General features: G+C 50.4%; 26 protein-coding genes. 21 read left to right on the top strand and 5 right to left on the bottom strand.

The genetic code is table 11. From position 1 onward, the window contains the following. Nucleotides 1-93: 93 nt before the first annotated feature. From dnaB to K1Y77_RS11830, 3 genes are all read left to right on the top strand, one after another. A complete protein-coding gene (gene dnaB, locus K1Y77_RS11840; RefSeq protein WP_030073314.1) occupies nt 94-1,482 on the top strand; it encodes a replicative DNA helicase in 1,389 nt (462 codons plus the stop codon). Nucleotides 1,483-1,548: 66 nt separating this feature from the next. Continuing rightward, nucleotides 1,549-1,842: a hypothetical protein gene (locus K1Y77_RS11835; RefSeq protein WP_009721685.1), complete on the top strand. Its 294-nt coding sequence runs from the start codon at nt 1,549-1,551 to the stop codon at nt 1,840-1,842. A gap of 175 nt (nt 1,843-2,017) precedes the next feature. Further along, nucleotides 2,018-2,320, top strand: a complete 303-nt coding sequence (locus K1Y77_RS11830; protein ID WP_030073311.1) for a DUF6482 family protein — start codon at nt 2,018-2,020, stop codon at nt 2,318-2,320. Nucleotides 2,321-2,346: 26 nt separating this feature from the next. On the opposite strand, the gene K1Y77_RS11825 is transcribed toward K1Y77_RS11830, so the two are convergent. Further along, nucleotides 2,347-2,742 carry a thiol-disulfide oxidoreductase DCC family protein gene (locus K1Y77_RS11825; protein WP_264428643.1) on the bottom strand — a complete coding sequence of 132 codons (396 nt, stop codon included), beginning with the start codon at nt 2,740-2,742 and terminating at the stop codon, nt 2,347-2,349. Continuing rightward, the gene (locus K1Y77_RS11820; RefSeq protein WP_264428642.1) at nt 2,739-4,319 is read right to left on the bottom strand and encodes a cryptochrome/photolyase family protein; all 1,581 of its coding nucleotides are present in this window, start codon (nt 4,317-4,319) and stop codon (nt 2,739-2,741) included. The genes K1Y77_RS11825 and K1Y77_RS11820 overlap by 4 nt, the downstream gene beginning before the upstream one ends. Nucleotides 4,320-4,431: 112 nt before the next feature. Between K1Y77_RS11820 and hemH the strand changes: the two genes are divergently transcribed. The 13 genes from hemH (at nt 4,432) to rloA3 (ending at nt 15,822) form a co-directional block, all read left to right on the top strand. Next, nucleotides 4,432-5,511: a ferrochelatase gene (gene hemH, locus K1Y77_RS11815; RefSeq protein WP_264428640.1), complete on the top strand. Its 1,080-nt coding sequence runs from the start codon at nt 4,432-4,434 to the stop codon at nt 5,509-5,511. A gap of 195 nt (nt 5,512-5,706) precedes the next feature. Next, nucleotides 5,707-8,055: a putative monovalent cation/H+ antiporter subunit A gene (locus K1Y77_RS11810; protein WP_264428638.1), complete on the top strand. Its 2,349-nt coding sequence runs from the start codon at nt 5,707-5,709 to the stop codon at nt 8,053-8,055. Next, a complete protein-coding gene (locus tag K1Y77_RS11805; RefSeq protein ID WP_030073303.1) occupies nt 8,048-8,479 on the top strand; it encodes a Na+/H+ antiporter subunit B in 432 nt (143 codons plus the stop codon). The genes K1Y77_RS11810 and K1Y77_RS11805 overlap by 8 nt, the downstream gene beginning before the upstream one ends. A gap of 18 nt (nt 8,480-8,497) precedes the next feature. Then, nucleotides 8,498-8,845, top strand: a complete 348-nt coding sequence (locus K1Y77_RS11800; RefSeq protein WP_030073299.1) for a Na+/H+ antiporter subunit C — start codon at nt 8,498-8,500, stop codon at nt 8,843-8,845. Further along, a complete protein-coding gene (locus K1Y77_RS11795) occupies nt 8,842-10,443 on the top strand; it encodes a Na+/H+ antiporter subunit D (protein ID WP_264428634.1) in 1,602 nt (533 codons plus the stop codon). The genes K1Y77_RS11800 and K1Y77_RS11795 overlap by 4 nt, the downstream gene beginning before the upstream one ends. After that, a complete protein-coding gene (locus tag K1Y77_RS11790; RefSeq protein WP_030073295.1) occupies nt 10,440-10,913 on the top strand; it encodes a Na+/H+ antiporter subunit E in 474 nt (157 codons plus the stop codon). Before K1Y77_RS11795 ends, K1Y77_RS11790 begins: the two co-directional genes overlap by 4 nt. Then, the gene (locus K1Y77_RS11785) at nt 10,913-11,182 is read left to right on the top strand and encodes a monovalent cation/H+ antiporter complex subunit F (protein WP_078088224.1); all 270 of its coding nucleotides are present in this window, start codon (nt 10,913-10,915) and stop codon (nt 11,180-11,182) included. The genes K1Y77_RS11790 and K1Y77_RS11785 overlap by 1 nt, the downstream gene beginning before the upstream one ends. Then, the gene (gene mnhG / locus K1Y77_RS11780; RefSeq protein WP_030073293.1) at nt 11,175-11,579 is read left to right on the top strand and encodes a monovalent cation/H(+) antiporter subunit G; all 405 of its coding nucleotides are present in this window, start codon (nt 11,175-11,177) and stop codon (nt 11,577-11,579) included. The genes K1Y77_RS11785 and mnhG overlap by 8 nt, the downstream gene beginning before the upstream one ends. A gap of 178 nt (nt 11,580-11,757) precedes the next feature. Continuing rightward, nucleotides 11,758-11,979 carry a DUF2256 domain-containing protein gene (locus K1Y77_RS11775; RefSeq protein WP_320055266.1) on the top strand — a complete coding sequence of 74 codons (222 nt, stop codon included), beginning with the start codon at nt 11,758-11,760 and terminating at the stop codon, nt 11,977-11,979. After that, nucleotides 11,972-13,393, top strand: a complete 1,422-nt coding sequence (locus tag K1Y77_RS11770; protein WP_030073291.1) for a DASH family cryptochrome — start codon at nt 11,972-11,974, stop codon at nt 13,391-13,393. The genes K1Y77_RS11775 and K1Y77_RS11770 overlap by 8 nt, the downstream gene beginning before the upstream one ends. A 49-nt stretch (nt 13,394-13,442) precedes the next feature. Next, the gene (locus tag K1Y77_RS11765; RefSeq protein ID WP_264428626.1) at nt 13,443-13,889 is read left to right on the top strand and encodes a DUF3429 domain-containing protein; all 447 of its coding nucleotides are present in this window, start codon (nt 13,443-13,445) and stop codon (nt 13,887-13,889) included. Between the two features lie 68 nt (nt 13,890-13,957). Next, nucleotides 13,958-15,214 carry a lytic murein transglycosylase gene (locus tag K1Y77_RS11760; protein ID WP_264428624.1) on the top strand — a complete coding sequence of 419 codons (1,257 nt, stop codon included), beginning with the start codon at nt 13,958-13,960 and terminating at the stop codon, nt 15,212-15,214. Nucleotides 15,215-15,267: 53 nt separating this feature from the next. Beyond that, entirely contained in the window at nt 15,268-15,822 is a 555-nt protein-coding gene (gene rloA3 / locus K1Y77_RS11755) for a retropepsin-like aspartic peptidase RloA3 (RefSeq protein ID WP_030073286.1), read from the top strand. A 56-nt stretch (nt 15,823-15,878) separates the two neighbouring features. Here rloA3 and K1Y77_RS11750 read toward each other — a convergent pair whose 3' ends face one another. Further along, nucleotides 15,879-16,589, bottom strand: a complete 711-nt coding sequence (locus K1Y77_RS11750) for a 16S rRNA (uracil(1498)-N(3))-methyltransferase (RefSeq protein WP_264017827.1) — start codon at nt 16,587-16,589, stop codon at nt 15,879-15,881. Nucleotides 16,590-16,723: 134 nt separating this feature from the next. Here K1Y77_RS11750 and phaR point away from each other — a divergent pair, with 134 nt between their 5' ends. The 5 genes from phaR to K1Y77_RS11725 all read left to right on the top strand — a co-directional run bounded on the left by phaR (nt 16,724) and on the right by K1Y77_RS11725 (nt 20,386). After that, nucleotides 16,724-17,197 (top strand): polyhydroxyalkanoate synthesis repressor PhaR, encoded by a 474-nt coding sequence (gene phaR / locus K1Y77_RS11745; protein WP_264428621.1) that lies wholly within the window; start codon nt 16,724-16,726, stop codon nt 17,195-17,197. Nucleotides 17,198-17,314: 117 nt separating this feature from the next. Beyond that, nucleotides 17,315-18,601: a phosphoribosylamine--glycine ligase gene (purD, locus tag K1Y77_RS11740; RefSeq protein ID WP_030073274.1), complete on the top strand. Its 1,287-nt coding sequence runs from the start codon at nt 17,315-17,317 to the stop codon at nt 18,599-18,601. A 51-nt stretch (nt 18,602-18,652) separates the two neighbouring features. Further along, on the top strand, nt 18,653-19,105 hold the full coding sequence (locus tag K1Y77_RS11735) for an acyl-CoA thioesterase (protein ID WP_264017829.1): 453 nt from the start codon (nt 18,653-18,655) through the stop codon (nt 19,103-19,105). Next, nucleotides 19,105-19,977 carry a phosphoribulokinase gene (locus K1Y77_RS11730; RefSeq protein WP_009721706.1) on the top strand — a complete coding sequence of 291 codons (873 nt, stop codon included), beginning with the start codon at nt 19,105-19,107 and terminating at the stop codon, nt 19,975-19,977. The genes K1Y77_RS11735 and K1Y77_RS11730 overlap by 1 nt, the downstream gene beginning before the upstream one ends. Nucleotides 19,978-20,044: 67 nt before the next feature. Next, nucleotides 20,045-20,386, top strand: coding sequence for a histidine triad nucleotide-binding protein (locus K1Y77_RS11725; RefSeq protein WP_030073269.1), 342 nt, complete (start codon nt 20,045-20,047; stop codon nt 20,384-20,386). A gap of 109 nt (nt 20,387-20,495) precedes the next feature. Here K1Y77_RS11725 and ettA read toward each other — a convergent pair whose 3' ends face one another. Both ettA and K1Y77_RS11715 read right to left on the bottom strand, forming a co-directional pair. Beyond that, entirely contained in the window at nt 20,496-22,157 is a 1,662-nt protein-coding gene (ettA, locus tag K1Y77_RS11720) for an energy-dependent translational throttle protein EttA (protein WP_030073267.1), read from the bottom strand. A gap of 233 nt (nt 22,158-22,390) precedes the next feature. Then, nucleotides 22,391-22,603, bottom strand: a complete 213-nt coding sequence (locus K1Y77_RS11715; RefSeq protein WP_030073266.1) for a PA3496 family putative envelope integrity protein — start codon at nt 22,601-22,603, stop codon at nt 22,391-22,393. Between the last annotated feature and the right edge of the window lie 138 nt (nt 22,604-22,741).

Below are 22,741 nucleotides of genomic sequence, written 5' to 3'. Positions count from 1 at the left end.
ACGTCGCTTAGCGTCGATGTACCGCTTATGGTGTATCTGAGGTTGCGCTAAGATAGTGAACGTCGTTGGCTATGTTATTTAAAGGAGCTCGCTATGCAGGACCTGCCATCTGCTGATCAGGAAACGGCAGCGCTAAAGCTGCCGCCGCATTCTCTTGAAGCGGAGCAGTCGGTGCTTGGTGGGCTAATGCTGGACAACCAGGCTTGGGACAATGTGTCGGAGCGGTTGGTGGCAGACGATTTCTACCGCTATGAACATCGCTTGGTGTTCAACGTGATGATTCATCTAGCCGAATCTGGTCAGCCGCTGGACGTTATTACATTATCAGAAGCGCTGGAAGCGCGTGATCAGCTAGATACAGTAGGTGGTTTGGCGTTCCTGGCAGAACTTGCGCGTAATACGCCTTCGGCCAGCAATATTCGTGCTTATGCCGATATCGTTCGTGAGCGGGCGACGCTGCGTAAGCTTATCCGGGCGGCCAATCAAATTGCTGATGGGGCATTTTCGCCCCAGGGGCGGCCTGCAGATGAATTGCTCAATGAAGCTGAACGGCTAGTGTTTCAAATTGCCGAGGAGCGGCCGAAAACCGGCGGCCCTATTGGCATGAGTGAGCTACTAACCAAAGCGGTTGATCGTATTGATGAACTGTTCAATCTAAAAGGTGAGATGACCGGACTTTCCTCGGGATTTCGTGACCTGGATGAAATGACGTCCGGCCTGCAGCCTTCGGATTTGGTGATTATTGCCGGACGTCCGTCTATGGGTAAGACCACCTTTGCAATGAACCTGGTTGAACATGCGGTGATCTCTAGCGACAAACCGGTGATGGTGTTTTCCATGGAGATGCCCGCTGAGTCGCTGATGCTACGGATGCTGTCGTCACTAGGCCGGATTGATCAGACTCGCGTGCGCTCTGGCCAGTTGGAAGATGAAGACTGGCCGCGGCTTACCTCAGCAGTCAATTTGCTCAAAGACAAGCAGCTGTTTATAGACGACACCGCAGCACTTTCGCCCAACGAAATGCGCTCGCGTTTACGCAGGGTAGTGCGTGAACACGGTAATATGGCACTGATCATGATTGACTATCTGCAGCTGATGCAGATCCCCGGTTTTTCTGAAAACCGAACCGGTGAGATTTCGGAAATATCCCGTTCGTTGAAGGGGTTGGCAAAAGAGTTTCAGTGTCCTGTTGTGGCCCTTTCACAGCTTAACCGTTCGTTAGAGCAACGCCCCAATAAACGTCCTGTGATGTCGGACTTAAGGGAGTCGGGTGCGATCGAGCAGGATGCCGACGTGATTGCTTTTGTTTACCGAGATGAAGTGTATAACCCCGATAATCCTGATAACCAGGGGATTGCTGAGCTGATTATCGGCAAGCAGCGTAACGGCCCGATTGGGACGGTGCATATGGCGTTTATTGGTAAGTACACGCGCTTTGAAGATCTAGCGCCTGATAGCTATGGTGAAGCTTTCGGTGATTAACTTGAGCGTCAGGGGGGAGAACGTATAATGCTCCTCCCCGACGAAACAGATAGACAGGAGTAGCAAATGGCAGGTGGTTTTAGACGTGGCAACCGTAAGCGTCTTCCAAAGTTAGAAGGCCGTGGGGAGTTGCAGTCGCTAGAGCGTGAAGGGCCATTTAAAGAGTGGTTGGGTATGCCTGACCTCTACCGTTACTTCCTAGTGGTCGAAGGGGAAAAATATAGCTACCAGACTGAGGATTCGGAGCTGCCAGTCACCGTGGGCGATAAGGTGGTTTTTCGTTATAAGGAAACCAAAGGCGGCAACTGGATTGATCGCAACTCGTTAGGTAAGGCCATCGACCCATCTGAATATCAATAATTCGATGAATATGTTGATGAAAAAGTTGATGAATTCTTGGCTGAATAGTTGATGGTTTGGTCAGGAACTCTCTTGTGATGTTGCCGTCATAGCTAGTTAGTGTAAAGGTAATAAAATTGTCATGGGGTAACGTCATGCTGTGCCCCATGATAATTAACAATCATAGGAGAGCATCATGGAACTGAAAGAACTGAAACGGTTTGTCGCAGGGCACGACAACTTTGAAATACGCGTCATTACTCATTCTGGTAGCCGTTTTTACCAAGTTGAACTTGAAGATGTTGAGGGTGAGCGGCACATGCTAACTCAGCGTAACAAGCCAATGCTGTTTCGCTCACTAGACGATGTCTACCTTGAGCTAAAGCGCGCTGGCATCCATCGTGCTTACTTAGTTCAGCATGTGCCCCAGGATGAAGTGATTGGTCGTGATGCGCATTACAGCTCGCCACTGACATCGCGTATGCCGCTGGTATTTTAATTTTAACCTGATCTTCTTTTATTCACTTATTTAGCGGCACGTTTTTCCCACCACTGCCCCAGTCGAACGCGGCGACGGGCAAAAAAACGATAGCTTGCATCCATTATCCCCCGTAGGCCTGGTAAGCAAGATAGCCACACTAGCCACCGGTAGCCCAACACCGCATAAAGGGCCCGGCTGGCATCCATCCCGATATACCAACTTCCCTTGCTGTCTCTTACATGTAGCAGCCCCATCATGTCACTAAAGGTGCGTCCAACATCGGCAGCGTTGAAGTTTTCATCCTGAATATCCACTAAGGTCACGCGCTCTTTATGGCGATGTTTTGCAAGCCATGCGACTTCTACGCGGCAAAAGGGGCAGTGACCATCGTGGTATAGGGTGACTGGTGAGTTGGCTTGGAGTGTCGAAAAACGGCTCATTGAGTGTCCTTTGCGTTATAACCTTGGGTATGGTGCGCTTGGCCGTAGCCTTGGCTGGTCGGTAGTGAGGCTAGAAACTGTTCCGCCTGCTGACGCATCGCCTCACGCTTTTCGTCTTTCATGCGTGAGAGAGAGCCATAGATTAGTTTCATGCGCGGGTTACGGTTTAGCTGCTCAGCGTTGGTTTCCAGAAAATGCCAATAAAGGCTGTTAAATGGGCAGGCTTTTGGGCCAGTTACCTGCTTTGGGGAGTAGCGACAGTGCTGGCAGTGGTCAGACATTTTGTCGATATACTTGCCGGAAGCGCAGTAAGGTTTGGAACCCATTAGACCACCATCGGCATGCAGCACCATGCCCAACGTATTGGGCAGCTCGACCCATTCGCAGGCATCGGCATAAACCGCCAGGTACCAATCGCAGAGTGCTTCAGGCTTCACGCCGCAAAGTAGGGCAAAGTTGCCGGTTACCATTAAGCGCTGAATATGGTGGGCATAGCTGTTGTCGATGGTCATTTGAATAGCGCGCTGTAAGCAACGCATATCAGTATTTCCATCCCAGTAAAACGCAGGCAAATCGCGTTCAAAACCAAGCCGGTTTTCACGCTTATAATTCGGCATGTGTGTCCAGTAAAGCCCACGAACATACTCTCGCCAGCCAAGTATCTGACGAATAAACCCTTCAACAGCGTTAAGGGGGGCTTTGCCATCGTAATACTGCTGCTCAGCGGCTTCGCACACTTCTTGAGGGGTTAACAGACCGATATTGAGCGCCGCCGATAGCCTGGAGTGATACAGAAACGGTGCGGCGTCGCTAATTGCATCCTGATAGCGGCCAAAATCGGCCAGGCCGTGGTTGAGAAAGTGCTTCAAATCCACCAGCGCCTGTCGGCGGGTGACGGGGAGGTTGAAGTTATCCAGGGAGCCCATATGGTCGCTAAAATGGCGCTTGGCGTCGTTGAGTGCTTCCTTGGTGAGCGCATCTTGGGTGTGTTGGGGTAGCGCTGGAAAACGGAGGGTTGCATCAATCGGTTCGCGGTTGTCGTGGTCGAAATTCCACTGGCCACCCGCAGGCGCATCGCCTTCCATTAACAGGCCGGTTCGCTTGCGCTGCTCACGATAAAAATACTCTAAACGGAGTTGTTTACGACCGTGAGCCCAGTGAGCGAAGTCGTCGGGTGTGGTAAAGAAACGCTCATCTTCTATCAGTTGCCAGGGTAGAGTAGCCTGTTGGCGCTGGCGCATGGCATCCCATAATCGCCACTCGCCGGGCCTCGTTACGTGTATTTCACTGCAGCCATACTGGGTTGCAATACGTTCGGCTTCTTCGATGAGCGAATGGGTATTGTCGGGATCATCAAGGCGGGTGTAGTGCACGGTATAGCCTTTATCCCGTAACGCTTGGGCAAAATGTCGCATGGCGGCCATGAATAAGCCGATCTTATGTATATGGTGAGGCACATAACGTGCTTCTTCGCTGACTTCACATAGGGCGACCACCGCGTTGTTCGGCGCATCGCGCAAGGTTGCCAGGGAAAGCGACAGCTGATCGCCAAGAACAAGCAGTAAAGGCTTATACATGAGTTTGCCTGCAGTTATACAAATAATGTTGATAGTATAACTTTATGCCGCGGCTTTGCCGAAAAGTGTTAAGATTTTGCCAACTATTAAAAGTACCTAAGGAGTTAGCGACATGGTCGATAGTGTTGTGAAAGATCAGCCGGGCGAAGGGCGTTTGGTTCATGCCCCTAGTGACCACCCTGCGGTTCCTCCTGCCAAGGTGGGTGTGGTTCTGGCCAACTTGGGCACCCCGGATGCAACTGACTATTGGTCCATGCGTCGCTATCTCAGTGAGTTTTTGTCTGATAAGCGCGTTGTTGATTACGCTAACTGGAAGTGGCAGCCGCTGCTGCAGCTGATTATTTTAACCAAGCGGCCGTTTTCTTCTGGGCATGCTTATAAAAGTATTTGGAACAACGAGAAAAACGAGAGCCCACTGTTGACCACCACGCGTGCGCAAACGGAGAAAATGGCCGAACGTTTGAAGGCGCTCTATGGCGATAACGTCGAAGTTGATTTCTGTATGCGCTACGGCAATCCGTCGACCGAAAGTGTGTTCAACCGTATGAAAGAGAAGGGCTGTGAGCGGATCGTCTTTTTCCCGCTATATCCCCAGTACGGCTCGCCCACCACAGCGACGGCAAATGATCAGGCATTCCGCACACTCATGAAAATGAAGTGGCAACCTTATATTCGTACAGTGCCCGCTTACTTTGAGCACCCAGCCTATATTCAGGCGCTGGCAAACTCGGTACAAGAAGCTTATGACAGCTTTGAAACTCGTCCCACCAAGCTGGTGGCAAGTTACCACGGTGTGCCGGAGCGCTACTTGTTAGAAGGTGACCCCTACCACTGTCAGTGCCAGAAAACGACGCGCTTGATGCGCGAAAAGTTGGGGCTGAGTAAAGAGGAAGTAGACACTGCGTTTCAGTCGCAGTTTGGGCCCGAAAAGTGGGTAGGCCCGCAAACCGTTGATCATGTAGCTGAGTTGGCTAAGCAGGGGCACAAGCATATTGCGATTATGTCGCCGGCTTTCTCTTCTGACTGTGTCGAGACGCTAGAAGAGATAAAGGAAGAGATTCACGATAGCTTCATGGAAGCGGGCGGCGAGACGTTTAGCTACATCCCTTGCTTGAATGACCGGGATGACCATATTGAGGCGCTGTTGGCGGTTGTAAACAACGAGTTGTTAGGTTGGCTTTCTACTACGTAAGGATTCATCTTGTCACAAGCCGCCAAGGTACCTAACCACGGCGGCTTTTTTTATGGGTCCTAGATTTCTAGAAATTTGACCAACCTTGGTATAAGGTCTGTGCATTAAAAATCACATTTATTCAACGTTAGGGCCGTTCGATCTTGCTGCTGCCTTAGAGTTAACTGAAACGTTCTTACAGGGAGAAACCACCGGATGCAATTCGCTGTTTTAATGGGCTTTGTGCTGGCAGCGTCGTCGCCTTTGCTCAACCGCTGGTTTGGAGAACGGGCAAGCCTAGCGCTGGCACTGTTTCCTGCCCTAATGGCTGGCTGGCTGCTCAGCCTAGCGCCGGTCGTCATAAGCGAGGGATCATTACTGCTGGAGTGGGCATGGGTGCCGTCTCTAGGCATCAGTCTAAGCTTTTTAGTTGATGGGCTTTCCTTGTTATTTGGCCTTTTGATTACAGTGATCGGTACCTTCGTGCTGATTTATGCCGGTGGGTATTTAAAAGGCCATGACGATATCGCACGTTTTCACTTAGCGCTTGTAGCGTTTATGGCCTCTATGTTGGGGTTGGTGCTCGCTGATGGGCTGCTGACACTCTTTGTCTTTTGGGAATTAACCAGTATCACGTCTTACTTATTGATTGGCTTTAACCACTACGACATGGAGGCTCGGAAAGCAGCACGCCAAGGGTTGTTCGTCACTGTCGCGGGTGGACTAGCGTTGATGGCAGGCCTTGTGTTCCTGGGAGTGGCTAGCGGGAGTTGGTCGCTTTATGAAATAAGCCAAATGGAAAGCGATCTTCGCGACCATTCGCTTTATACCCCTATGCTTATTTGCCTGCTGTTGGGAGCTTTTACAAAATCAGCTCAGTTCCCTTTTCATTTTTGGTTGCCCAACGCGATGGCGGCACCGACACCAGTCTCGGCCTATCTGCACTCAGCGACCATGGTAAAGGCAGGTATTTACTTACTGGCCCGTTTGCAGCCAGAGCTCGGTGGTACAGCGCTGTGGGTGGGAATACTGTCAGTGGTCGGCGCGACCACCATGTTAACGGGGGCTTTTTTAGCGATTCATCACACTAATATTAAAAAGCTACTGGCCTATTCCACCATTATGGCACTGGGCACGTTAACCATGCTGTTGGGCATTGGTTCTGAGTACGCTATGACGGCATTTGTTACCTTTTTACTTGCTCATTCGATGTATAAAGGGGCGCTGTTTATGGTTGCCGGTATATTAGACCATGAGACAGGTACCAAAGACGTTACTGCCATGGGCGGGCTGAAGTCTGCCATGCCAATCACCGCGGTGATTGCCTGTGTGGCGGCGCTGTCGTTGGCTGGTGTGCCGCCGCTTTTTGGGTTTATTGGAAAAGAGTTAATGCTAGAAGCAGCGTTAGGCGCAGAGCGTTTTAAAATACTGTTAGTTTTGTTTGCCTTTTTAGCTGCCATTCTGACGATAGCCGTGGCCATCATCATAGCGATTCGCCCCTTTTGGGGTCAGTTGCATACCACCCCAAAAGAGCCCCATGAAGCGCCTTTTAGCATGCTAATTGGGCCTGCTGTGTTGGCGCTTGGTTCGCTTTTGCTAGGGTTGGCACCCGCCATTCTGGGGGCTGATGCGTTACTTACATCAGCCGCAACAGCGGTGGCAGGTGAGCCACTACCGGTGACACTGTCGCTTTGGTATGGCATCAACATGGCGTTGATCATGTCGATTGTTAGTCTTGGGCTAGGCTTTTTCCTGTTTAAACGCTGGGACGGGGCCCGTAGCAAATTAGCGATGCTGGCGCCCGTCATGCGCCATGGCCCCGAAGCGGGTTACGAAGGTTTAATGAATGGCATTGTGCGATTTTCTGAATGGCAGACACGCTTGCTGCAAAACGGCTACATGCGCAACTACATTCTTGTCATGTTAGTGGTGCTTATTGCCCTGATTGGAAACTCGATATTGGTTCGCCACTCTCCCCAGCTGGCCTTGACGCTGGACGTGCGTTTCCATGAAGTAATTGTCGTTGGCACGATGGTGATGGGTGCGTTGTTTGCGACCATTTCCCGGTCACGTCTTGGGGCGGTGGTGTCAGTTGGCATTATGGGCTTCTCGATTGCGCTGATCTTTATTCTTTTTAGTGCCCCGGACTTGGGTATTACCCAGCTATTGGTTGAGACCATGACGGTTATCTTATTGGTCTTGGTGCTCTTTCGCTTGCCTCGCTTTTCAAACCTCTCCACCAGTTTGGAACGTATCCGCGATGGTAGTGTGGCTGCGATGATGGGGATTTTAATTTTTCTACTGATTATGACCGCCTGGAGTATCAATCAGTTTGAGCCAATTTCAACATATATGGTCGAGAACAGTGCTCCCTTGGCTTATGGCCGTAACATCGTAAACGTCATTTTGGTGGACTACCGTGCTCTCGATACGCTAGGCGAAATGTTTGTACTTGCTCTCGCTGCAATTGGGGTAATTGCCATGCTTAAGCTTCGCCACGGCGGAGATGAAAACAAAGCAGCAGAAGGCGAAAAAGCCAGTATTAAGGAGCCGTACGATGGTTAAATCAGGCACCATCATTCTCAATACTGCGGCACGTTTTTTGATGCCGCTACAGCTGATGTTTTCAATTTTCTTGTTGCTGCGTGGACACGATGAGCCAGGTGGTGGGTTTATTGCTGGTCTGGTGGCAGCTGGGGCTTTCACGCTTTATCTGTTTGCCTTTGGCGTCAGTGCCACTAAAGAGGTGCTACGCATGGTTGATCCCCGTGACTTAATTGGGGTGGGGCTATTGCTAGGCATGATTTCAGTCGTACCTGCTTGGTTTATGGGACAGCCGTTTTTAACCGCTCAGTGGTGGACTATTCCCGTGATTGATTTTAAAGCATCTACACCGCTCATTTTTGATGTGGGAGTGTACTTTGCTGTGCTTGGTTCGGTCATGGGTATGGTGATGGCGTTGATGGAGGTGGATAAGGATGAACCTTAATAACTCAGGAGGCCCCATATGGAACCGCTAATGGCACTAGCGATTGGGCTACTCTATGCCGCCGCTATTTTTATGATGTTACGCCGCTCTATTGTTAAGTTAGTGATTGGTCTATTGCTGCTGTCTAATGGCGCTAATTTGCTGATTTTTACTACGGCAGGCATGACCCGCGGAGCACCACCGTTAATTCCGGAAGGGATGCTACAACCATTGGGTGAGGTAGCGGATCCGCTACCTCAGGCCGTTGTACTAACGGCGATTGTGATTGCATTTGGGGTGCTGGCGTTTGCTGTCGTGTTAATTCGCCGTGCCTATGAAATCGTAAAAGCAGATGATCTGGACAAAATGAAGGATACCGACACGTGAGGCCTGAAGTTGCACTTCCCGTCCTGCTGCCACTGCTTTCTGGAGCGCTTTCACTCCTGTTTTGGCGCTCTCGCCCCGTACAACGTTTTATTGCGGTAGCGGGTAATGTGGCACTGCTGCTTGTCAGTGTATGGCTATTTGTTGCTGTGTTAGCTGATGGTTACATTACCATGCAGATGGGCAGCTGGCCGGCGCCGTTTGGAATTACGCTCGTTGCCGATATGTTGAGTGCCGTCATGATTTTAATGACAGGCATCATTGGCTTGGCAATGGGTATTTATTCGCTGGCTACCACGGGGCGTGGCCATGAAAAGTTTGGCTATTACCCGCTGATGCACCTGTTGTTAGCGGGGGTAGCGGGGGCTTTTTTAACTGGCGATATTTTTAATCTGTATGTCTGGTTTGAAGTCATGCTGGTGGCGTCGTTTGCGTTGTTGATTCTGGGTGGTGAGCGAGCGCAGATGGAAGGGGCTATTAAATACGTCACGCTGAACCTGCTTGCATCGGTGATTTTTTTAACAGCAGTGGGGCTACTATATGGCACGGTAGGCACGTTAAACATGGCTGATATAGCGCTGCGCATGGATGAGGCAGAACATAGTGGCATGGTCGAAGTGCTTGCTGTCATGTTTATGGTGGCCTTTGGTATTAAAGCCGCTGCCTTCCCACTCTTTTTCTGGCTACCTGCTTCCTATCATACCCCGCCAGTAGCCGTATCAGCGCTGTTTGCTGGCTTGCTGACAAAGGTCGGGGTGTATTCGTTGTTTCGCGTATTCACGCTTATTTTTGATCAGACAATGGGGTATCTGCAGGACATTATGCTTTGGGGAGCCGTGCTGACGATGGTCACCGGTGTGCTTGGTGCTGCCGCTCAGTATGAGTTCCGTCGCATTCTCTCATTCCACATTGTGAGCCAGATTGGTTATATGATTCTTGGTTTGGCACTTTATACACCCCTAGCGATTGCTGGTGGGGTATTCGCTATCATGCATAACATTATTGTTAAAACAAATCTGTTTCTGATCAGCGGTATTACCCATCGTTTACAAGGCACTTACCAGCTTAAAAAGATGGGAGGCCTTTATCGCGAACGGCCTTGGTTAGCGGTGGCCTTCTTTATTTCGGCATTTTCGCTCGCAGGCATTCCGCCCCTATCGGGCTTCTTTGCCAAGTTCGTGCTGGTTCGCGCTGGCCTTGAAGCAGAAGCTTACGTAGCGACAGGATTTGCACTGGCGGTAGGAATTATGACGCTTTATTCCATGGTGAAAATTTGGAATGAAGTTTTCTGGAAGGCTCTGCCGGAAGACAACAATGTACCCGCCTCACACACGTCTGTCGGAGATGATGGACGTTTATTAAAACCAAGCCTGTGGATGATGTATACGCCAGTTATTGTGCTGGCCATGATGTCACTATTAATAGGTGTTTTCGCTGAACCCATCATGCAAGTGATGACGCTTATTGGTGAGCAGCTGATGACACCGTCAGGTTACATTGAGGCTGTACTAGGTGTGTCTGCTAGCGCCGAAGCAGCGATGCTTGACCCGATTGAGTTACAGGCCGAGCAGTTAGGCGGCCGTACGGAGGACTCCCCATGACCGGTGCGATTTGGAACCTCTTACTCGGGCTAGCCTGGGTGCTGTTAAGTGGAGACTTCACGGGGCTTAATTTGTTAGTGGGGATGATTTTTGGCTACATCGCATTGCTATTAATCGAGCCTCAAGTCGAGGCGTTGAAAGGTTATCCGGCTCGTGTGCCGAGAATTATTGGTTTTATCGGTTTTTTCATTAAGGAGTTAGTGCAGGCTAACCTACGCGTTGCATTCGATATACTGACACCGCCTTGGCATATGAAACCAGGCGTTATTGCGCTGCCTCTTTCTGCTCGTACCGAAATGGAAATTACTATGGTTGCTAATTTGATTTCGCTAACGCCGGGCACATTGAGCCTTGATGTCTCTGATGACCGAAAAGTGCTCTATATTCATGCGATGTTTTTAGATGATGAAGAAGAGCTTCGAAATAACTTAAAAGAAATGGAGCACCGTGCCTTGGAGCTATTTCGTTAATGGATACCGTTATTTTGATTAGCCAGGTCATTATGGGGCTAGCGCTAGTGCTGACCTTTGTGCGTGTTGTGCGAGGCCCTAGCTTACCTGACCGTGTTGTTGCACTTGAGTTGTTCTCCACCACGGTGGTGGGGCTTGTGGGGGTTTATGCAATTCAGTCGGGCGTGGCAAGCTTTCTGGATGCCGCTATTGTGATTGCCTTGATGGGGTTTTTAGCAGCGATTGGTTTTGCACGCTTTCTAGAACGTGGGGGCCCGCGGGATGATTGAGTTTATCAAAGGCACACTGTTGATAACGGGGTCGAGCTTTATGCTACTCGCTGCAATTGGTTTGCTGCGGCTACCAGATCTGCTAACACGTATGCACGCAACTACCAAGGCGGCAGCGCTTGGTGTGATCTTAATTATGTTGGCTGCAGCCATGCACTTTGCCGAAGTTGGCATTGTTGCGCGCTCGTTCGCTATTATTGTTTTTATTTTAATAACAGCACCGATTGCTGCCCATGTGATTGGCAGGGCAGGCTATTTTGTTGGCTCACGCCTCTGGAGCGGTACCGTAAAAGATGAGTTAAGGCCCAACTATGATCCGCTGACTCACGAGCTTAAAAGCGGCCTTGAAACCCATGAAAATGCCAAGCGGCACCCCCGCACTACAGACCCTGATTGACCACAGCGGGCCGGATTAACTCTTTCCCTTGCGTTATAGAATAGCGATTCGCTGCGGTATTCACTATTGAAAAGCCATCCACTCGGATGGCTTTTTTATTGCGCGCACTAGAGAAAAGGGGCTGAGCGTCAGAAACAAACGTGTCAATTTATGTACAATAGTTATACTGTGTAGGATAATGTGTCTATGTTTTTATACGTGGCGTGCAAACGTCAGGCAGCGAGATACTCCTATGCAACGCAAGCAAGATTTACCGCAAAAAGATTGCGTTCAATGTCAGCGTCCTTTTACTTGGCGGAAAAAGTGGGCGCGCTGCTGGAATGAAGTGCGCTATTGCAGTGAACGCTGCCGTCGCGAAGCCAAGCAGCAAAGCACACCAAGGAGGCAAGTGCATGACTAGCACGACTGATATTGTATGGCTTCAGGATAATTTGCGGATAGCGGATAACCCTCTACTACATTTCAATACCCCTCCAGAACAGTTGCTTTGCCTTTATGTGCTAGATCAGCGATGGCTCGAGCCGGCGCTTGAGGGAGATGACACCCCTAGGCTTGGACCAGCTCGCCTGCGTTTTTTATGGCAAAGTTTGATGGAGCTACGTGGTGAGCTGTTACAGCGCGGCAGTGATTTGTTAGTTCGCATTGGCGACCCTGCCAGTATTGTACTGGAAACAGCCAAAACGCTAAGCGCACGAGAAGTTCGAGTAGCAGTCCATTCGGGATATGAAGAATCGCAGCATATCGAGCGTGTTGCTGAGCATCTTCCATCGGGTTGTCAGCTTTTTTGCGCTGATAGTGGTTATTTGATTTCTGAAAATGAGTTGCCCTTTGCGTTGAATGAACTGCCGCCAAGCTTTTCGGCATTCCGACGCCGTATAGAAAAACATTGCGAATTTTCTGAACCGCAACCTGCACCAGTGACACTGCCACCCTGGCCAGACGCAGCGCCCAGAGGGTTTCCTCCTTTAAAGGCCGTTTGCGAAGAGAGTGCTGACTGGCAGCCGGATCAGCGACAAGGCTTTGTATTCGTTGGGGGTGAGCTGGCTGCCCGTGACCGCTTTCAACAGTATCTCTGGCGTCAAAACGGTGCGGAATCTTATAAGAAAACCCGTAATGGGTTACTGGGTGCAAATTTCTCGACGCGTTTTTCTCCTTGGTTAGCACGTGGCTGTTTGTCCGCGCGTCAGGTGCATCAAGAAGTAAAAGCCTGGGAAGCGATAAACGGCAGCTGTGAATCCAGTTACTGGATAGTTTTTGAACTCTTGTGGCGTGATTATTTTCACCGAGCGGCCCAACTGGAAGGCGCTGCGCTATTTGGTCATGAAAAATTGCCGCCTGCTAACAAAGCATTTAATGCGTGGCGCAATGCTACAACCGGCGTGCCATTTATTGACGCTGCCATGCTGGAGCTTAAATACACCGGTTGGATATCTAACCGAGCCCGCCAAAATGTCGCCAGTTTCCTAGTGAAAGATCTGAACGTCGACTGGCGTCTTGGGGCGTGGTGGTTTGAGCACTGTCTGATTGATTATGATGTGGCAAGTAACTGGGGTAATTGGCGTTATGTGGCTGGAGTTGGTCGTGACCCCCGTGAAGACCGTTATTTTAATGTACTAAAGCAAGCAAGCCATTATGATCCTAAGGGGCTTTACGTCGCCTACTGGCTACCTGAATTAGCGACGTTGCCAATAGGATTAGAGCGACAACAACCCTGGCGTGTAGCGCCTTCCAGGTTTGGTGTGCCCTATGTAGAGCCAAGCGAGTGGCAACGCTGGCTAGTAGCTAAAACAGAACTTCAAGAAACAGATGAGTAATGTTTCACTTAGGTACTGACAATAGCGTTCAAGAAGTGGATTTTGAAATATGAGAGAGGTAAGTAGTGACTGCCGCGTTGCTTGGTTTCTTGGTCTTGCAGGGTTAATTCCTTTTGTTGCCGGGGGCGTGATCGCTTGGTGGGGATCTTCTGCTTGGCAAGTAACAGCGGTGTATGGATTTAGCTATTACAGCGCAGTTATTTTGTCTTTTCTAGGGGGTGTTCATTGGGGAAGTGCTTTTCAAGTACCGCGCCCAGACAACCGCCGACGTTTGTTTATCGCTATGGTGCCCAGCTTAATCGCTTGGCCTGCATTATTATTCAATGTGGTGACAGGGTTATGGGTGTTGCTAGCAGGCTTTATTTTAATCGGTGGTTACGATCTTAGTCGCGATGGGCGAGAAGGCTTTCCTGCTTGGTATTTTAAACTACGTGGTTTGCTGACTGGGGTCGTGGTGGCATTTCACCTGATTGTTTTATTGCGGCTTGGTGGGTAAGACTAGCATCTGCCGTGTTTCTGAGCCATTATCGGAAACACGCCAAGGATTGCCAAGAGATTAATGCTATGTCTTTGAAAGATAAAGGTTCAATAAGTATCCATCCCGCATTGTGCTTATCACTTGCATTAGCAGCGAGTAGTGTTTCGCTAAGTACTAGCGTAGCCGCTAATCAGCAGTTAATGAGCGAAGTGGATGCACGCGCAGCCGAACAAGTTAGCTACGCCAGTTTTAACCAGTGGTTAGCTGATTTTCGCCGCTACGCTGCACAGCAAGGAATTAGTGAGGCAACGCTTACCTCTGCGTTTGATGGGCTTCGCTACCGTGAACGGGTGATTGAGCTTGACCAGTATCAGCCAGAGTTTGTTCGTCCTATTTGGCAATACCTTGATACAGCAGTTTCCAGTACACGGATTAATAACGGGTTAGAAAAGCTTGCGGCTCATCGCGATACTGCTCGGCAAATGCAGCAACGCTATGGCGTTCCTGCGGAAATTATCGTCGCCATTTGGGGTATCGAAAGTAATTATGGCAGTAATTTTGGTGACTTCTCGACGCTTGAGTCACTGGCAACACTTGCTTACGATGGCCGTCGGCGTGATTTTGCACGGGGCGAACTGTTAGCGGCTCTACGGATTATTGACCAAGGTGACATTGCCGCTGAGCAAATGAAAGGCTCTTGGGCGGGCGCCATGGGGCATACGCAGTTTATACCCAGCAGTTTTGAAGCCTATGCTGTGGATGGCGATAATGATGGCCGTCGAGACATATGGGGCAGTATTCCTGATGTCATGGCATCTACCGCTAACTATCTTGCGCGGGCAGGCTGGCAGGCTGGACAGTCCTGGGGCGTGGAAGTCAACTTGCCTGACTCGTTCGATTACTCACAAACGCAACGGCGTAGCAGTGCTGAATGGGCGTCACAAGGCGTGCGTCCGATAAGTGGCGAACTTCCTAATTTTGATAGCGCTGCGGTGATTGTGCCCGCAGGAGCAAACGGCCCAGCATTTTTAGTAGGGCCTAACTTTCGGGCAATTTTGCGCTATAACAATGCCACCAGTTATGCTCTAGCCGTGGCTACACTGGCAGATGCTATTGCGGGACGTGATGGCATTAAAGCGTCTTGGCCAAGAGACCAAGCTCCGCTGACACGTGATGATGTACGTACCCTGCAGCAACGTTTAAATAATGCTGGTTATTCAGTAGGAACTGCGGACGGCATCATGGGACCCAATACGCGTGAAGGGTTACGCGCTTTCCAACGTGACCAAGGACTCATTCCGGATGGCTTCGCGACACAGGCGCTGTTAGAACGGTTGCGTTAATGGTTTATTGGGTCTTTGTAGTTATTTAAATTTCTCACCAAGGACGAAATGTAATGAGGAAAACTTTTCTGGGTGTTCTGGCTGCTAGTGCTGTTGCCGGTGCATTATTAGTGAGCATGGTTGCTCAAGCAGATGATAAGGTATTTGGCTGGGTTGAAAATGCATTAATTGAGCCTTGGGGTATCGCTGTGAAAGCTAAGCTAGACAGCGGTGCACTGACTTCTTCGCTAGACGCACGTGATATCGAAATGTTTGAGAAAGAAGGCGAAGAGTGGGTTCGTTTCCGGCTCAAGCTAGAGGATCAGGAGAGCGGTGAAACATTTAGCGATCAGATCGAACGCCCCCTCTATCGCGAGCTAGCCGTACGCGGGGCAGGTGGTCGTGATGAGCGTCCGGTGGTGCTAATGGACGTGTGCATGGGTAATACAGTTTATGAAGAGCAGTTTAGCCTGCGTGATCGAGAAGAGATGATTTATCCTCTTCTCTTGGGGCGTCGTACGATTAGTCACTTAGGATTGTTGGATGTACGTGCTACTTTTCTTCAACAACCAGAGTGTGGGGAAAACGCGGCTTATGTTCCCCACGACCCTGCAGACGAGCAGTCTTAACGCCTGTTTTTTTGAGCCTATAGCGCTCGTTACCCAGTAAAAGGCGTAGCGAAGGATTAAAAAAGTCGGGATAACAGCGCGGTCACGGCCGTTTCTACCCGTAAGATGCGGGGGCCTAAGTGCATGCCCTCGCAGCCTGCCTCAAGTAGTTTTTCAACTTCCCAGGGGATAAAACCGCCTTCCGGCCCAACGAGAAGCAGTATTTGCCCGTCAACCGTCCGGGGGCAGGCGTTCGGCATGCCAGGGTGTGCCATCAAGCCGCGCCGTTCTTTTAATAGTTCAGGCAGCTGCTCTTCTAAAAAGGGGCGAAAACCTTTGCATAGCGTCACTTTGGGCATTTGTGTGTCCCGCGCTTGTTCAAGGCCAAGTACTAAGTGGTGATGAATTTTCTCCGTGCGGAGTTCGGGAGATTGCCAGTAGCTTTTTTCCACCCGTTTAGTGTGTAGCAGTGTAATATTTTTTACACCAAGGGCAGTGACATGCTCTAAGGTACGTGCCAGCATTCTGGGCCGAGGAAGCGCCAACACTAAGTGTACTGGCAGGGGCGGTGGGGGCGGCTCGTTCAAGCTTTCTAATGTGAAAGTTGCCTGGATATCGTTTAGTTCGGTTAGCTGTGCTTTCCCCATTTGCCCCCCCTGCAGGCCAACGGTGAAGTGATCTCCTATACAGGCGCGGTGTACCTCGCGTAAATGGGTGATACGTCGTGCGTCAGTAAGGTAAGCATAAGCTCCCTTCACTTCGCTCGGATTAAGCAGAATCAGATTCATGATTGTCGTCTATTGGTCATAAGGAAGACACGTCTAACGGTACTAATCCGTTAAGCTGGCTTGCATAGGCGCATGTTGCAGGCACAATAGCAGCAATGGCGACAAAGCCTCTACCGCGTTTAAGGAGATGCGCTGTGCGCGTAATTCGTAAATATGCTAACCGTAGGTTATATGATACTCAGCAAAGTCGTTACGTGACGCTTGAGGATCTGCGGCGTTTGATTATTGAGGAAGAACCCTTCCGCGTCGAAGATGCTAAAAGTGGGGAAGATCTAACGCGAACTATCTTGCTGTCGATCATTATCGAACAAGAGCAGGCTGATAGCGATGCTGAGGTCTTCTCGAACGATCTGCTTGCCCAGCTGATCCGTGTTTATGATATGTCATCACCTTTACCGCTGGCACGCTATTTAGAGCAGGGTACCCAGCTCATGCTAGAGCAGCAAAAGCGCATGCAAAGCCAATGGCAACAAGCAATTCGCCACTCTCCCATGGAGTTTATGCGCGAGTTGGCGGAAGAGAATATGCGCTTTTGGCAAAAAACGCTTAATCAGCCTAATCAGCCTAATCAAACGGATGAAGACGATACGCCGGATAAAAGCTCGTAACGCCGCTGGTTGAGACGTTGTGGCATAATGTGGCTGATTAATTCGATGACGCTCTTAACTGCGCTCAACTAGTCTCAACTAGTCTCAACTACGCACTCCCGTTTGAGAAGGATGATAATGAACGTTTTAATGATAGGTGGCGGTGGCCGCGAGCACGCATTGGCTTGGAAATTAGCGCAGTCTAGTGATGTCGAGCAGGTGTTTGTTGCGCCGGGTAATGCAGGTACTGCCACCGAGCCTAAATTGACCAACGTAGCGATTGAAGCAACAGATTTAGACGCGTTGGTTGAGTTTGCCCAGCGTGAGCAGGTGGCGCTGACAGTGGTGGGGCCAGAAGCACCGCTAGTGGAAGGCGTTGTCGATCGCTTTCAGGCTGCGGGCCTGACCATTTTTGGACCTTCTCAACGTGCCGCCCAATTGGAAGGCTCTAAATCGTTCACCAAAGACTTTCTTGCACGTCATCAGATTCCTTCTGCTGCATACCAAACCTTTACGGCGGTAGCACCCGCTTTGGCTTACTTAGCTGAGATGGGCGCGCCGATTGTCATCAAAGCTGACGGCTTGGCGGCGGGTAAGGGGGTCATTGTAGCGATGAGCGAAGCCGAAGCTGAAGCGGCTATTCGCGATATGTTAGAAGCGAATGCCTTTGGCGATGCAGGTGCGCGCGTTGTTATCGAAGAATTTCTGGAAGGCGAAGAAGCCAGCTTTATCGTTATGGTGGATGGTGCAAATGTCGTGCCCATGGCTACTAGCCAAGACCACAAACGTGCTTACGACGGCGACACTGGCCCCAATACGGGCGGCATGGGGGCTTACTCCCCAGCGCCGGTGGTAACGCCAGAGATCGACGAGCGCATCATGGAGCAGGTTATACTTCCTACCGTGCGAGGCATGGCGGAAGAGGGCAATGCATACACAGGCTTTTTGTACGCGGGCCTGATGATTGATGCTGAAGGCAATCCAAAGGTTATTGAATACAATTGTCGTTTTGGTGACCCTGAAACTCAGCCGATTATGATGCGCTTAACGTCAGACTTAGCTGCCCTTTGTCTGGCCGGTGCTAAGGGTGAGCTTGCTGATAAGCAGTGTAAGTGGGACGACCGTGCGGCTGTTGGCGTTGTCATGGCAGCAGGTGGCTATCCCGGTAGTTACCGTAAAGGCGATGTCATTGACGGTTTAGAACAGGCAGAACAGGCCCAGTGCAAGGTCTTTCATGCTGGCACGACACAGGCTGCTGACGGCGCTATTTTAACCGCAGGCGGACGAGTGCTGTGTGTAACAGCATTGGGCAACACGGTCTCTGCTGCTCAACAGCAAGCATATCAGGGTGTTAACGCGATTCATTGGGAAGGCGCTGAGTTTCGCCGTGATATCGCATTCCGTGCTATCGCCCGGGAAGCATAGCAAACAGCGGTGGTTCGCCAGCGCTAAACTATCACCGACAAGGAGCTAGGCATGGAGCGTGTCACGCTGGATTTCCCCTCGGCAGCGATTATTCATCGGCATCCTTTGACGGTGCGGGTGACGGATATGAACTATGGCCGTCACTTGGGACATGACGTTTTAGTATCGCTACTACATGAAGCTCGTGTGCATGCCTTCGCAGCGCTAGGCTTGCCTGAGTGGGATATGAAAGGGTACCCAAGCGTTGTTGTCGATCTGGCTGTTCAGTATCAGAGCGAGGCACGCTGGCCAGATGCCTTGATAATTGAGACCGCTGTCCCTGAGCCGCAAGGCAAAGCGTTAACGGTTTACCAGCGCATTTGTCATGCGGAAACCGATAAAGTGGTGGCAACTGCTCGCGTCAATCAGCTTCTTTTAGACCTTTCTACAGGGCGGCCTGTGAACGTGCCTGATGACGTCGTGCAGGCGATTGCTCAGGCGGTCGCACCGGAGAGAGGTGCTTAATGTCGCGGGAATATCCAATCATTGCCATTACCGGCTCTTCAGGAGCGGGCACCACGACGGTGCGGCGCAGTTTTGAACGCATGTTTTTGCGTGAAGATGTGCACGCTGCCATGGTGGATGGCGATGCGTTCCACCGCTACACTCGCGATGACCTTCAGCGGATTTTTCGAGATGAGCCCGAGCGTAAAGATGAACTTTCTCACTTTGCGGTAGAAGCCAATCTGCTTGATCGGCTTGAAGGGCTGTTTATCGAGTACGGTGAACATGGGGCGGGTACGTTCCGCCACTATATTCATGCGGAAGATAAGCAAAAAATTGAGGCGGGTTATCGGGTAGGGACGTTCACTGAATGGCAGTCACTACCCTGTGGTACCGATTTGTTGTTTTACGAGGGGCTGCACGGCGGTTTAGTGACGCAAGAGTATGATATTGCTCGTCACGTGGATTTGTTAGTTGGCGTTGCGCCAACCATGAACCTGGAGTGGATTCAAAAAATTGACCGTGATACTAAGCTGCGCGGTTATTCCCAGGAAGCGGTAATCGATACCATATTAGGGCGCATGGATGATTATGTGCGCTACATTCAGCCGCAGTTCTCTCGTACCCATATTAATTTCCAGCGGGTGCCCACCGTCGATACGTCGAACCCGTTTGAAGTACAAGACATTCCCACCGATGCAGAATCATTCGTAGTGATTCGTTTTAGAGACCCGTCAACAGTGGATTTTCCCTGGCTATTGGCGATGATTAAAGACTCGTTTATGACACGCCCACACACGTTGGTAGTGCCTGGCGCGCGAATGTCGCTAGCGATGGAGCTAATCCTAGCCCCCTTGGTTCGCCATTTGCTTTCTCAGCGCCGTTTTCGCTAGGCCGTTTTTGCTAGGCCGTTTTTGCTAGTTAGTACGTTTTCGCCACTTACAAAATGAAGGAGGCCGTATGGATTGCCTGTTTTGCAAAATAATAAACCGCGAAATTCCCGCAGATATCGTATATGAAGATGAGCACGTGTTGGCATTTAATGATATTAGCCCTCAGGCACCAACGCATCAGCTGATCATTCCTAAAAAGCACATTGCCACGCTGAACGATATTACTCCAGATGACTTAGCGGTTATTGGGCGATTGCAGTACACCGCTGCACAGCTAGCTAAACAGCAAGGCTTCGCAGAAGATGGTTATCGAGTAGTCATGAATTGCAACGAAATGGGCGGCCAGACTGTTTACCATATTCATATGCATTTGATGGGTGGGCGGCAGTTTACTTGGCCGGCAGGCTAGTAACGTTTTCAGTTTTTTATAAACGTTAAGACAGTAAAAAGCCCCAAGTGCGCTTTCATCCGCACATGGGGCTTTTTTGAATATAAGCAGTGTTGCTACGATGCCACGATCAGGCGTCGATACGCTTATACTTCATCCGCTTAGGCGTGTCATTACCCACGCGCTTTTTGTGGTCTTCTTCATATTCGGTGTAGTTGCCATCGAAGAAGACAACTTCTGAATCGCCTTCAAAGGCGAGAATATGCGTAGCGATACGGTCGAGGAACCAACGATCGTGAGAGATCACCATAGCGCAGCCAGGGAAGGCAAGTAGCGCTTCTTCCAATGCGCGTAAGGTCTCAATGTCTAGATCGTTTGAAGGCTCATCTAGCAGCAGTACGTTTGCGCCTTGCTTCAGCGTTTGGGCAAGTTGCAGACGACCGCGTTCACCACCAGAAAGCTCATCTAAGCGCTTCTGCTGATCGTTCCCCTTAAAGTTGAAGCGGCCAACGTAGGCCCGCGAGGATACTTCATAGCCATTGATGTTGAGAATATCCTGCCCATCAGAGACGGCTTCCCAAACAGTTTGCTTGTCGTCTAGCGCGTCGCGCAGCTGCTCAACGTAGGCAATATCGACTGTCTCGCCAATCACTACTTCGCCAGCATCCGGCTGTTCTTGGCCGGTGGCCAGCTTGAACAGCGTTGATTTACCGGCCCCGTTACCACCTACAATCCCGACAATTGCCCCTTGGGGAATGGTAAACGAGAGATCCTGGTAGAGTAGCTTGTCATCAAACCGCTTGGTGACGTTATGAAACTCAATGACCTTGTCACCCAGGCGTGGGCCAGGCGGAATATAGATCTCGTTTGTTTCATTACGCTTTTGGAAATCACCAGACTGCATCTCTTCAAAGCGATTAAGGCGCGCTTTGCTCTTCGCTTGACGCCCCTTGGTGTTGCTGCGCACCCATTCAAGCTCTTGCTTGATGGCTTTTTGGCGCGATACTTCTTGCTTGGCTTCTTGGTTCAGGCGCTGCTCTTTCTGTTCCAGCCATTGAGAGTAGTTGCCTTCAAAGGGTATGCCCTGGCCACGGTCAAGCTCTAGAATCCATCCAGCAACGTTATCCAGGAAGTAACGGTCGTGGGTGATGGCCACTACAGTGCCATTATAGTCGTGCAAGAAGCGCTCTAGCCAAGCAACGGATTCAGCATCCAAGTGGTTAGTAGGCTCATCAAGCAGCAGCATATCGGGACTTGAAAGCAGCAGGCGGCATAATGCCACGCGGCGACGCTCACCCCCGGAAAGGTTGCCTACTTTGGCATCCCAAGGCGGTAGACGCAGCGCTTCAGCAGCAACTTCTAGCTTACGCTCAAGGTTATGCGCATCCGCAGCTTCAATAATATTTTCAAGGCGTGCTTGTTCGCTCGCTAAGGCATCAAAATCCGCATCAGGCTCGGCATAGGCGGCGTACACCGCGTCTAGCTTCTCTTGAGCTTCTTTAATGGCGCCTAGGGCTTCTTCTACCGTTTCGCGAACGTTCTTTTCGTCATCAAGCTGTGGCTCCTGGGGGAGGTAGCCCACATTGATACCAGGCATCGGACGAGCTTCACCTTCAAACTCTTTATCGACACCGGCCATGATGCGCAGCAGTGTGGATTTACCGGAACCGTTCAAACCCAACACGCCAATTTTGGCACCAGGGAAGAATGATAGCGAAATATCCTTGAGAATTTGCTTTTTGGGCGGCACAACTTTGCCAACCCGGTTCATGGTGAATACGTATTGCGCCATGGAAATCCGTTAGGTTGTTGGAGAAAAGAGTCGCAGCTATGTGCTGGCATAGGGCTAAGATGATAGTGCTCAGCGCGAACAAAGGCCAGAAGCATAGAAGATAAGACGTTCTGGGACGTTGGTTAGCAGCCTAGTAAAAGCTCGGTGTGTGACAAACAGAGCGTAACAATGATTTTAAGCGCTAGACATCGTGACTAAGCTGCCAACCAATAAAAGCGGTTTAGAAGTGGAAGTTACTCCTCTTCATCCCAATCATCTTCAATAGCGCGCTGCAAACGGCGCTCTTCAAGCCATGCTTCTACCTGGCGGCGGGCGCGTAGTGTGTCTGCTTTGCTGGGTTTACTTTTACCATAATGGTCGTCATTAACAGCGTCTAAGTTGTCAAACTCATCTGCATCGAGTGCATCATTGGTATAAGTTTCACGATTTAAGGGGTCACGGCTCATGGTATGCCCTCCAACCCAAGCCGGCGCACCGGCATCACAACGGCTTCTCGTTCGATCAATAAGATCTTTCGATCACTAAGACGAAATAAGAAGCGCCTAGCGCTTTTATACGCTTAGCCGCTATTTACCGCAACTTAG

The organism is Halomonas qaidamensis (assembly GCF_025917315.1).
GTDB lineage: Bacteria > Pseudomonadota > Gammaproteobacteria > Pseudomonadales > Halomonadaceae > Vreelandella > Vreelandella qaidamensis.
This window is presented reverse-complemented; position numbering and strand designations above follow the sequence as displayed.